Origin of the sequence: Synechococcus sp. R5-13 (assembly GCF_047462015.1) — a bacterium.
Taxonomy (GTDB): domain Bacteria; phylum Cyanobacteriota; class Cyanobacteriia; order Thermostichales; family Thermostichaceae; genus Thermostichus.
Map to the genome: position 1 here is coordinate 1 of NZ_JANSIL010000183.1, position 11,735 is coordinate 11,735.

The following is an 11,735-nucleotide window of genomic DNA, read 5'->3' on the forward strand; positions in this document are numbered from 1 at the left end:
TGTAACCTCGCATTCCTCCCGGCACTGACCCTACGGGTACAGTGCGGGGCTCCTGCGATTTCTAGCTGAGCTGGGGGCTCAGAAGCCGTGGGCCAATACTTCCTCGGCGGCGCGAGTTCCCGCCCCTGGGGTGAAGTCGCTGTAGCCCACGGTGTGTAAAGCTGACTCCAGAGCAGCCAAGGTCATCAGCACATCGCGGTCACTCACAAAGCCCAAATGGCCAATGCGGAAGATTTTGCCCTTGAGGTGGTCTTGTCCAGCGGCAAGGGCGATGTCGAAGTGTTTCTTCAAGGTGCTGCGGATGGTGTCAGCGTTGATCCCTTCGGGAGCGAGTACAGCTGTTACCGAAGGACTGGCCGCTGACTCTGGATCAACCAAGAGCTTTAGCCCCAGAGCCTTGACGCCAGCACGGGTGGCCTGGGCCAGCTTGGCATGACGCCGGTAGATGGCTTCCAACCCTTCTGCGCGCATCATGCGCAGGGTAACCTGCAGGGCGTAAAACAGGTTCACCGCCGGGGTAAAGGGAGTGGTGCCCTGGTGCAGGGCCTTTTGCGCCAGCTTAAAGCTCCAGTAGTACTTGGGAAACCTAGAGCGCTCCGTAGCGGCCATGGCCCGCGGGCTGACGGCCACAAATCCCAGCCCTGGTGGGATCATATAGCCCTTCTGGGATCCCGAGGCCACCACATCCAAGCCCCATTCGTCCATTAACACCGGCATTGCCCCCACGCTGGTGACCCCATCCACCAGGACGAGGGCTTCCCCGTGCTCGCGGGCAGCAGCAGCAATGGCTTGGACATCGTTGGCTACGCCGCTGGAAGTTTCCGAGTGGGTGAGGATGACGGCTTTGATGGTTTTTTCCCGGTCGGCAGCCAGCTTTTCTTGGAAGATCTCGACGGGGTAAGGGATCCCCCAGGGAGTTTCCACCCGCTCACACTGAAGGCCAAACTGCTCGGACATTTCCGCCCAGCGCTCCCCAAACTTGCCGTTCACCCCCACCAAAACCCGATCCCCAGGGCTGAGGGTGTTGAGGATCCCGGCTTCCATAGCGCCGGTGCCACTGGCGGAAAAGACAAACACATCTGAGGTGGTTTGGTGCAGCCAGCGCAACCCATCGGTGACCTCTTCCAAAATGGCGGTGAACTCTTTGCTGCGGTGCTCGATGGGCCCCCGTGCCATCGCCAGCAGCGCACTCTCGGGAACGGGAGTGGGGCCGGGGATCATCAATATCAGCTTGTCTTTCATGCTTGCCCTGCTTGGGATGCAAGTAAGGTTTAAAAGGTGGCGGCCAGATTCGAACTGGCGCATAGAGGTTTTGCAGACCTCTGCCTTACCACTTGGCTACGCCACCCCATTGCTCAACTGGGCGCAGATATTGTATCCGAAAAGGGGATCCCCCTTCCAGTAACCAAAAGTAGCAGTTCCCAGCTCAGCTAGGCCTCAACCCTTTCTTCCTGCACCTTTAACAGACGGGATCCCAGCAGGCGCTGCAGCCAAGGAGCCAGAAACTTGCGGTTGGCCAACTGCTGCTGGGGATCCTGAGTTTCCAGAGGGAAGGGGGCAAGAGCCCGCAGGGCGGCAGTGGTAACACAGAACATGGCCTTTTGGAAGCTAAGGCAGATTTTCACCCGCAGGTCATCATCCCCGCGAGGCTGGCGGCGGTAGTGCTCTCGCAAGTAGGGGGGCAGGTGGCGCATCATATCCTGCATCAACAGGGTAGGCGGGATCCCAGCGCTCCCCACCGGCAGTGGGTCGGCATACAGGGCCCCATAGGCAAAATCCGCCTGCTCTTGCGGAATCTGACCGGCCTGGGCGTTGTAGGAAACCGTACCCATGAAGGGAAAAGAGCGGAAAAACACCGCCTCCACATAAGGGATGGCCGTATCCGGCAGGAAGGTCAGGCCCGCTGAGAGAGGAATGATCTCATAGCGCCGGCCCCAGATGCAGGGAGCGTAGGTGATAGGCTTGTCAGCAGCTGCCACCAGCCCTTGCTGAATGTGGGCCACTACCTCGGGGATGGTGAGGTGGGGTTCTGTCTCAGAGCGCTTGGCCAGCGCCAGGAAAATATCGCTCATCACCCGCCAAAACTGGCCCAAGCCGCTGCACATAGCCAGCATGCGCACCTGTTCTAGAGCAAAGTCGGGAAACAAGATCCCCAAGCCCTGCAAGAAGGGATTAAAGCGGATTTTGGCTCGGATGGCGGCCTTGGCCCGTTGGACAAATTCGGGAGTATCCAGGTAGCGGTCTAGCCCCCCTCCCCCATGCCAGAGCATAGCCTTCATGCAGTATTCGGCAAACTCGTAGTTGATGCGGTCATGCCACAGGTAGCGCAGCCATTTGCCCAGGGTAATCTCGCCGTTGAAATACTTGAACGCCGGAAAAAGCTCCAAAAATTGGTGGTCGGCAATAAAGATCAAATTGCGCGAATAGGCATCCAGCACCTCGCCGTAGCTATGCAGGATGCCAATGACCTCTAGGCGATTGGCAGGGGCATCCGGCACAAGGGCTCCCCCTGCCTCTAGGCGCTGGACAATAGGAGCCAGTTGCAGTTGCTCCAGAGGAGATAAGCCGGCCAGAAAGAAGCAGGAAGGAGCAGGAGCAAGAGTGGCAGTCATGGGAGCAAAAGAAACTCCGTCGATCTCATCAAATCATCAAAAGGAAGACAACCCAAACTGAAAGGCAGTGACCAGTCCTGCAACACCAGCTAGGTTAGCCTTGGCCAAGGCCAAGGTGGTGGACTCCACCCAGCGGGTTGCCCAGCTAGGCTGCAGGCCCAGTAACATCACCAGCGTTGCCAAAACAACAGCAGGCAGGCGCTCTTCAGTGGCGTGGCGTTGCATGGCTATGGCCACTTGCGAGAGGCGCCCAAAAAAGACACGGTTCACCATCAGCAGAAAATAGGCCGCCGTCAATCCCGTCCCCACCATGCACAGGAGCGTTTGCAGGGGAAAGACGGCAAAGCTGCCCCGAAAGAGGGTGAACTCAGCTATAAAGCCCACCATGCCCGGTGTGCCGCCACTGGCCATCACCCCTAGCACCATCAAGCTGCCAATAAGCGGTAAGCCCCGCTCCGGGTTGAGCAATCCCCGCAGCAGCTTGAGATCCCGTGTGCCGGTGTTGGCATAGACGGCTCCCACCAGAAGAAACAGCAGCGAGGAGATGAGGCCATGGCTGACCATCTGGAAGACGGATCCCACCAGGGAGAGGGGAGTGGCTGCTGCTACAGCCAAGAGGATGTAGCCCATGTGGGCAATGGAGCTGTAGGCCACCAGCTTTTTCATATCCTGCTGCACCAAGGCGTTCAGGGATCCATAGAGCACGTTAACCACCGCCCAACCGGCCAGCCAAGGCCCGGCTTGATCCCAGGCATCCGGCAAGAGCTGCAGGCCAAAGCGCACCAGGCCGTAGGTGCCCAACTTCAAAAGCAAACCCGCCAGCAACACGGAAATGGGGGTGGAAGCCTCCACATGGGCATCCGGCAACCAGGTGTGGAAGGGCACCAAGGGGATCTTGATGGCCAGGCCCAGCAGAATGGGAATGAGCAAAAGGATCTGCGACAGCCGAGGTAAAGGGTGGGCCTGCAGGACGGTGTAGGTAAAGCTGTGGGCATCGCTCAGCCAACTGAGGCCGAAAAAGCCAATCAAGAGGAGGATCCCCGACAGAGCGGTGTAAACCAAAAACTTGGTGGCGGCATAGGTGCGGCGCGGCCCTCCCCAGATGGCGATGAGCAAATACAGGGGGATCAGCTCCACTTCATAGAACAGGAAAAACAGCAGCAAATTCTGAGCCAAAAAAGCTCCGGCCACCGCTGCCGCCAGCATGAGCACCAAGCTGTAGTAGAGGCGGGGCCGCTCCACCTGGCCGCTGGCCCAAATAGCCATCAACACCAGTAGCCCGGTCATCACCACCAAAGGCAGAGAGATCCCATCCACTCCCACCTCATAAACCAAGCCCAACTGGGGGATCCAGGCCATCTTTTCCGCCAATTGCAGGGATCCAAGGTGGGGGTCAAAGATCAGCAACAGCCCCGCGCTCAGGCCAAACAAAACCCACCCAAACCCCAAGGCCAAAGCCCGGTGCAAGCCCTTCCCCGCCTGCTCGGGAATCAACCCAATCAAGATGCTCCCCAACAACGGGATCCCAATCAAAAGGCTCAACATGGCTCTCTCCCATCAATAGGCCAACCCCAAATGGGGCGAACGCAGTAGCCAAGCTGTAACCAACACCATCCCGATGACAATCACCAGCACATAGAGTTGCATCCGCCCCGACAGGGTGTACTTGAGGGCTTCGCCGCTGAAGAAAAAGGCCAGGCTCACCCCGTTCACCAAGCCGTCCACTCCGTTGCGATCCAGCCACTCCAATCCGCGGGAGAGGGCGCCGACCGGTTGCACCACCAGGGCTTGGTAGAGGTGCCCCGTGTAAAAGTCGTGGGCCAGCAGATCCTGCAACTCCGGCCAGGGCAGATATACCCTCCGTTGGTCCCCCCAGTACAGCCAGCCGCCAATGGCTGCCCCCACCAGCCCAGCAGCCGTCAGCAGAGCCGCCATCCACCTCAGCTCCGGGCTCCAGTCGGGATAGAGTCTCCACCGCCCAAACAGCCAGGGCATGAGCAAGGTTTGCACCGTCAGGATGCCCATGGGCAGAGCCATCAACCAGCCCACCTCAGGGGCCCGGCGGGTTTTGGGTTGCGGGGATCCCAAAAAGACCAGGCCAAACACCCGCGCCAGGTTGAGAGCCGTCAGCCCATTCACCAGCAGCAGCACCTCCACCAGGGCCGGCTGCACCCCGCTGTAGACCAGCGCCAGGCGGGTCAGCGTCCAAAAGCACCCTAGGGGCAGCAGAGCCACCATCCCCAGGGATCCCACGGCAAAGGCGGCAACTGTGGCCGGCATGCGGCTGCGCAGGCCCCCCAGCTCTGTCAAATCTTGGGTAGAGGTGGTGTAGATGAGGGATCCCACCCCCATAAACAGCAGCGCCTTAGCCAAGCCGTGCATCAGCAGCAACTCCAGGGCCAGCTCCGGCTGCTGCATTCCCACTGCCACAAACACCAACCCCAAGTAGGCACTCGTGGAGTAGGAGAAGGTGCGTTTGATATCGATTTGCGCCAAGGCCACCAGGGATCCGCCCAGGGCTGTGATCGTGCCGATGGCCACCAAGACCCCATTCGTAATCGGCGACAGGGCCAGTAGCGGTTGCAGCTTAATCAGCACAAAAGCCCCGCAGGCCACCACCGCCGAATTGCGCAAAATCGAAGCCGGGTTAGGCCCTTCCATCGCCTCGTCCAGCCACAGGTGCAGCGGAAATTGAGCGCATTTGCCCAAGGGCCCCGCCATCAAGGCCAAGCCCATCCAAGCTGCCCAGGTGGGATCCAAGCTGGCCGTAGCCGCCCAGTCCCGCAGGTCGGAAAACGTCAAGGCCCCGGAAAAGTTGGAAACCGCCACCACCCCCATCAGCAGCAACAGATCTCCTACCCGCTTGGTTAAAAACGCATCCCGCGCCGCCGTCACCACCAGAGGCTGGGCGTACCAAAAGCCCACCAGCAAATAGGTGGAAAGGGTGAGCATCTCCAGCAGGGCATAGCTGAAAAACAGCGAGTCGCTGAGGGCGATCCCTGTCATTCCCCCCTCGAAAAAGCCCATCAGGGCGGCAAAGCGACCCAGGCCCCAGTCCTTATCCAAATACCCCAGCGCATAGATCTGGGCCAGCAGGCTCAAACCGCTGATCCAGACGACGGCCCCCATTGTCAGAGGCGAGATCTCCAAAGACAGAGTCAAATCCAAATCGGCCACCCGAAACCAGAGGTAGTTCAAGATCTGGGGATCCCGACCCCAAACCTGCCGCAACAGCCAAAGGCCATGAGCAAAGGCGGCAAAAGTCAGAAGGATGTTGAGGTAAGCTGCCGGGCGCGGGCCACTGCCCTTGACCCACCCCGTTGCCCAGGGAATGGCCAAAGCTGTTCCCGCCCACCCATAGCAAGGGATCCACCAACTGCTCTCCAACCCCAAAAGGTTTGACATCATTAAATGCTAAATAAAACGGAAAACTGGATCCAACGGAAATCAGTCAGGCTTTTGAATCGCTCGTTCTCTATTTCACGATATACCTGGCTCGAACGGTTCCAAAACCGGGCCGGATGGCTTGAGCCAATCTCGAAGTTGAGCGGCAATGCGCCGGGCGGCCCCTGGGGATCCCATGCGGCGGCGTCCATGGGCCCGCAACTCAGCCGCGTAGTTGGGATCGGCGGCCAGGCGTTCCAGAATCCGGCCAACCACGGCGGGAGCCTGCTCCACTGAGGTCAGGTGGACGGCGGATCCCAAAAGACGGGTCTGCGCTTCAGCAAAGCGCGGGGTAAACTGGGGCCCTTCTCCCGGCAGGGTTACCACCGGTTTTCCCAAGCCTACACATTGCTCGGTAGCCGTTCCCGCCATGGCCAGCACCACCGTTGCTCGTTGGGCACAGGCCCCGAAGTCCCCCCAAACCAGAAGCACATCGCTGCGCTGAGATGGGATCCGAGCCTGAAGCGGGTCTCGCTCCAGGTTGGGGCTGAGGGCAGCATAGACTTGCAGCTCCGTTGGGAGCCGCTCCACCACCTGCATCATCAGGGCCCAGTTGCGATAGGCTTCCGGCGGACGGGATCCGGGCAAGAGCAGCAAGGCCGGCCGGTGGGGATCCAAAGGCAATGTCCCGCGTGGCTCTAGGCCATCCATCATCGGGTTGCCCAGGTAAAAGGCCCTTAGGCCCCGTTTTTGCAAAGCTGTAGCCGTCAGCTCATCCCGCAAAAAAGAACCCAGGCAGCGTCGGTGGGCCATCAGCCAGCGCTCCCAGGGCAGGTAATCGGAAATCGGCTGCCCAAAAGGGATCCAGGGGCGTCGGTAGGGCCCCCGTTCATCTCGCCAGTAATAGTCCGACTTGGCCGTGCCCACAAAGACGTAGGGGATCCCGCTCCACCACGCCATCAGCAAGGGCACAATATCCCCCACGGCCAGCACCAGGTTCCTCTGGGCTGCTGCCCGCCGAACCAACGCCAATTGCCGCCCCGTCAGCCCCAGCAAACCGGCCCGCAAATCCCGCCACAACTGCCGCCAATCCTGATAAATAAACCCCCCCGACGGCATCACCTGGGCAATGGGCAGCAGGGGGATCCCTTGGCGTTGGTAGGCTGTCCCTTCTCCCACAATCGGCAAGGCTTGCACCGGGATCCCCAGTTGGACTAGGGCAACAGCAAGGCGACTGCCCACCTCATCTTCCCCGTGTCCATTGCTCAGACACAGCACCTGCGGTGGATTCGTTGGATTCCATTGGGTTTCCACAGCTTGCCGTAGGCGCAATCTGGGCTGAATCAAGAGGGATCCCCCAGCTCACCAGAAATCTCCTCATAGAATAGAGCCAATCCAAGAGGGGAACCCGGGAGATGATCCGAAATGAGCGACAACGAGCCGAGCTTATTGCAGCGGTAGAAGCCCTTCAGCTGGAAGGCCCCTACTTTATAGAAGAGCGCCTCGCCCGCCATCGCGGCCCTTTCTTGCGGGCAGTGAAAGATGTGCCTGTAGGGGGAACTTGGTGGGAGATCCGCTACTTTCCCGCCTGCGAGCGCTATGCTTGGGCCTACTTGCCGGAAGGGGCCGGCCCACGGGCCTTCGCCTGGGGACACACGCCGCAGCAAGCCTTTCTTAACGCCTTATGGCATCACCCTCTTTCTCCTCAGGGCCAAGGACAGCCTCAGGGAAACCATTCCGATTTACAGTGAATTGACTACTCTCCACCATACTGACTTGCTTCCGGCTAAGGGTAGGACGGGGCTTTAGGCGCATTTTTTTGGTAAAAATTAAGCAACTCTCTTCCCACGTATAGGGAACATGAAACCCCAGGCCGTCGCCCGTATTCTGGATGCCAACCTCGATCGAGCTCGTGAAGGACTACGGGTATTGGAAGAATGGTTTCGTTTCGGCCTGGAAGAGGGAGAGCTCTCTGCCGAATGCAAGGCCATGCGCCAAGCCCTAGCCCGCTGGCACAGCGATCCCCTGCGTTTGGCCCGCGATACCCCCGCCGATCCAGGCACCCAGATCTCCCACCCCCAAGAGGAGCAACGGCGGGATCTCCGCCACCTCTTGCAAGCCAATTGCAGCCGTGTGCAAGAAGCCCTGCGGGTGTTAGAAGAATACGGCAAGTTGGCCGAATCCCACCACTGGGTGGCCCCTGGCCTGGCCAAGCTGGCCAAAGACATGCGCTATCGGCTCTACGTCTTGGAAAGTGAACTGCTGGGCGGATCCCTGCGGCAGCGTCTCCTGGCAGCCCATCTTTATTTGGTGACCAGCCCTGTGCCCCACTGGCTAGAGGTGGTGGAAAAATCCCTGCGGGGCGGGGTGACCCTGGTGCAATATCGCCGCAAAAACCTTCCCGACGGCGAGATGCTTCGGGATCTCAAGCAGTTGCGGCAACTGTGCAACCGCTACCAGGCGCTGATGATCGTCAACGACCGGGTGGACTTGGCTCTGGTCAGCCAGGCAGATGGGGTTCACCTGGGCCAGACGGATCTGCCGGTCGCCCAAGCTCGGCACCTCCTGGGATCCCAGCGGCTCATTGGCCTGTCCACCACCAACGCCGAAGAGCTGGCCCAAGCCCTGAACAGCGACGTGGACTACATTGGCGTCGGCCCCGTTTACCCCACCCCCACCAAAGCGGAGAAACCCCCCGCCGGCTTGGAGTATGTGCGCCTGGCTGCCGAGAAAGCCCACCTGCCCTGGTTTGCCATCGGCGGCATCGATCCCCACAACCTGCCCGAGGTGCGTCGAGCTGGGGCCACCCGTGTAGCTGTGGTGCGGGCTTTGATGGAAGCTGCCGATCCCACCCAGACAGCCCGCACCATGCTGGCCGAACTGCAAGGGATCCCTGCCCTATCCTAAAGATCAACCGTGAAGCTCAACCGTGAGCATTTTGCTGCTTATTGGCTGTTCCAATCCAAATGGTTTCTGAACAAGTGAGAGGAAGATGAAGTAAGGATGTTCTAAACTCCAGAGGCGATGACAGAAGCCGCAAGAAAAACAAATCCAGACAGCAGGGATCCTGCCCTGGTCGAGATCCCGGCGGAGCTGCAAGCAGGGCTGGTGACAGAGCTGGATTTGATGATCCGGGCCCGCTACCCCCTGGTTTACTTGGTCTCTCCAGAAGAAGAGCCTGCCGATGCCGTGCTAACCCAAGTAGCCAGACGGACAGACCCACCGCGGCAATTGTTGTTCTGGGACTTGGTGCGGGGCTGGCAAGATACAGGCGAGGATCGGGGCTCCATCATGGCAGCTCTGGGGCGGGTGTGGCGCTCTGCCCCCAACGAGGACACCCTGTTTGTGCTGCGGGATCTGCACTTTGTGTTGCGCAACGCCAGCAGCGACAAAAACGCTCCCATCATCCGGGAGCTGAAAAACCTCAGCCGCGAGCTCAAGCGCACCCGCAAGATGCTGATCCTGCTCAGCCACACCCTGGAAGTGCCCAGCGACCTGACGGAGGAGATCACCGTCGTCGATATTCCCCTGCCCAACAGCGAAGAGATCAGCCGCCTCATCCAGCTCTATGTGGCTCCAGATAAGCTCAAGCTTACCCCTCTGGCCCGCGAGCAACTGGTCAAAGCCTGTCAAGGGCTGAGCCGAGAACGTATTCGCCGCGTTTTGGCCCGCGCTTTGGCCGCCAAGCAGGAGGTCAATGAAGCCGATATCGACCTGGTGCTGGAGGAAAAAAAGCAGGCCATCCGCCAAACCGGCATCCTGGAGTTTTTCACCGCCCGCGAGACCCTCAAAAGTGTGGGGGGCCTGGATAACCTCAAGGCCTGGGTGCGGGTGCGCCAGGAAGCCTTTACCGAAGAGGCGCGTCGCTATGGCCTGCCCAACCCCAAGGGCGTGCTGCTGGTCGGGATCCAGGGCACCGGCAAATCCCTCTCCGCCAAGACCATCGCCAATGAGTGGCGGCTGCCCCTGCTGAGATTGGATGCCGGGCGGCTGTTTGCCGGCATCGTCGGCGAGTCGGAAAGCCGGGTGCGGCAGATGATCCAACTGGCAGAGGCGATGGCCCCCTGCGTGCTTTGGATCGACGAGATCGACAAAGCCTTTGGCAACATCACCAGCAGTGCCGATGGAGATTCTGGTACCAGCCGCCGGGTGTTTGGCAGCCTGATTACCTGGATGCAGGAGAAGACCAGCCCCGTTTTCATTGTGGCCACTGCCAACAACGTGCCGCTGCTGCCGCCAGAGCTGTTGCGCAAGGGCCGCTTTGACGAGATTTTCTTCTTGAACCTGCCCACCCACGCTGAGCGCAAAGAGATCTTCCGGGTGCATTTGCAGCGGTTGCGCCCCAGCCGCCTGCGAGAATTTGACCTGGAAGCTTTGGCAGCCGCAGCTCAGGACTTCAGCGGGGCCGAGATCGAGCAAGCCATCGTAGATGCCATGTACAACGCCTTTGGGGGCAGTGGCAGCGGCGCCCGGCGGGACTTTACCCAAGAGGATATCCTGCAGGCCATCCGCGAAACCGTGCCTTTGGCCTCGATTGCCCGCGACCAAATCGAGAGTCTTAAGTGCTGGGCTGCTCAAGCGGGCGCGAGAACGGCCTCTCAAGATGCCCAGGTGCTGCAGGAGATGAAGCAGTGTTTTGCCTCTTCTTGAGATTCAGAATGGGTGAAATCCACCTCCCAGCCCAAATAAGGCGGCTAGTATGCCAATACCCACAGCAACTCCAGCCGCTATCTTCAAGCTTTCTTCTAGGCTTTTAGCATCTGCCTTTTCCTTCATTGCAGTTAGCAAAAATAGCTGATCCTCCCCACTCAGCCCACTTATAAAATGGGGATATAGATTCGATAGGGACAGCTTTAAAATGATCGATCCTACTTCTACAGTGAAGCTCAAGCTGGGAAAGCTTCGAGTTCCTATCTTTCTCTATCTGGGCTATTACTGATTTTGCCTCTTCCTGTAGCTTCTTAGCGCTCTCAACTTGCGACTTGCTATATCCTTTATCAAAAATGGCCATAAAAAGACTAATAACTGAGATTAGAAAGAGCACAAGCCCGATTGAGCTACTTAAGGCACCAATGAACAAGCTCAGGACTAAAAGCGAGAGGGCACCCAGTATAGTGTCACTTTTGGTGGCAAAGGTATGATCAACTTTAGCTTCCTCTTGTTTTATTCCGATAGAGATCAAGTTTCTCCTTAACTCAGACTTAACTTGCTCTACTCTTTGGTTATAGTTGGCCTCGATGTTTTTCTTACGACGTTCTATCTCTTCTGCAGCTTCCTTTATCTTGTCGAAGTCAAAGGGCCAAGGTTTGCCATCTTGTGTGCTGTAACCGCGTTCTGCTTTTAAGTCTTGGTCATACCCGCTCCGTTTTGTGGGCGAAGTCTGGGAAAGCCTTTGGGAGTCATAGGCTTTTCGCTTCACAGGATCACTCAGGACCGAGTATGCTTCCTGAATAGACTTAAACTTTTCCTCAATGTACTGCCGCCCCTTAACAGGTGTATCTGGGTGAAGTTTATCGGGATGGTATTCTTTGGCAAGCCGCCTGTAGCTCTCTTTAATTTCTTCTAGAGTTGCATTGGGCTGTAATTCCAGCTCGCGGTAAAGGTCTTTCATGGGAGGATCCGGCGCAGGGGGCCTTGTGCCAGCTACTTTGATGCGGGGATCCTATTCCGTAAACTACCCGGCTCCGACCGCTAAGCGGTACGGAGCGGGCTTTCAGTAGCCCTGGGCCTGCTCTGCTC

9 protein-coding genes and 1 tRNA gene are annotated in these 11,735 nt (G+C 58.7%); 3 read left to right on the forward strand and 7 right to left on the reverse strand.

All coding sequences use genetic code 11. The annotated features are described in order from the left end of the window. Positions 1–78: 78 nt before the first annotated feature. From NW840_RS12985 to NW840_RS13010, 6 genes are all read right to left on the reverse strand, one after another. Positions 79–1,242: a pyridoxal-phosphate-dependent aminotransferase family protein gene (locus NW840_RS12985; protein WP_414344710.1), complete on the reverse strand. Its 1,164-nt coding sequence runs from the start codon at positions 1,240–1,242 to the stop codon at positions 79–81. Between the two features lie 34 nt (positions 1,243–1,276). Then, positions 1,277–1,348 (reverse strand) — tRNA-Cys (locus tag NW840_RS12990). An 82-nt stretch (positions 1,349–1,430) separates the two neighbouring features. Then, positions 1,431–2,612 carry a CO2 hydration protein gene (locus NW840_RS12995; RefSeq protein ID WP_414344711.1) on the reverse strand — a complete coding sequence of 394 codons (1,182 nt, stop codon included), beginning with the start codon at positions 2,610–2,612 and terminating at the stop codon, positions 1,431–1,433. 36 nt (positions 2,613–2,648) lie between these two features. Further along, positions 2,649–4,157, reverse strand: coding sequence for an NADH-quinone oxidoreductase subunit M (locus NW840_RS13000; RefSeq protein WP_414344713.1), 1,509 nt, complete (start codon positions 4,155–4,157; stop codon positions 2,649–2,651). A 12-nt stretch (positions 4,158–4,169) separates the two neighbouring features. Beyond that, positions 4,170–6,020: an NAD(P)H-quinone oxidoreductase subunit F gene (locus tag NW840_RS13005; protein WP_414344714.1), complete on the reverse strand. Its 1,851-nt coding sequence runs from the start codon at positions 6,018–6,020 to the stop codon at positions 4,170–4,172. A 72-nt stretch (positions 6,021–6,092) separates the two neighbouring features. After that, the gene (locus tag NW840_RS13010) at positions 6,093–7,343 is read right to left on the reverse strand and encodes a lipid-A-disaccharide synthase-related protein (RefSeq protein WP_414344716.1); all 1,251 of its coding nucleotides are present in this window, start codon (positions 7,341–7,343) and stop codon (positions 6,093–6,095) included. A 68-nt stretch (positions 7,344–7,411) separates the two neighbouring features. On the opposite strand from NW840_RS13010, the gene NW840_RS13015 reads away from it, so the two are divergent. The 3 genes from NW840_RS13015 to NW840_RS13025 all read left to right on the forward strand — a co-directional run bounded on the left by NW840_RS13015 (position 7,412) and on the right by NW840_RS13025 (position 10,646). Continuing rightward, on the forward strand, positions 7,412–7,747 hold the full coding sequence (locus NW840_RS13015; RefSeq protein WP_011433411.1) for a hypothetical protein: 336 nt from the start codon (positions 7,412–7,414) through the stop codon (positions 7,745–7,747). 109 nt (positions 7,748–7,856) lie between these two features. After that, positions 7,857–8,903 (forward strand): thiamine phosphate synthase, encoded by a 1,047-nt coding sequence (locus NW840_RS13020; protein WP_414344717.1) that lies wholly within the window; start codon positions 7,857–7,859, stop codon positions 8,901–8,903. Between the two features lie 219 nt (positions 8,904–9,122). Further along, the gene (locus NW840_RS13025; RefSeq protein ID WP_238376975.1) at positions 9,123–10,646 is read left to right on the forward strand and encodes an AAA family ATPase; all 1,524 of its coding nucleotides are present in this window, start codon (positions 9,123–9,125) and stop codon (positions 10,644–10,646) included. Between the two features lie 103 nt (positions 10,647–10,749). On the opposite strand, the gene NW840_RS13030 is transcribed toward NW840_RS13025, so the two are convergent. After that, on the reverse strand, positions 10,750–11,607 hold the full coding sequence (locus NW840_RS13030) for a J domain-containing protein (RefSeq protein WP_414344719.1): 858 nt from the start codon (positions 11,605–11,607) through the stop codon (positions 10,750–10,752). Positions 11,608–11,735: the final 128 nt, after the last annotated feature.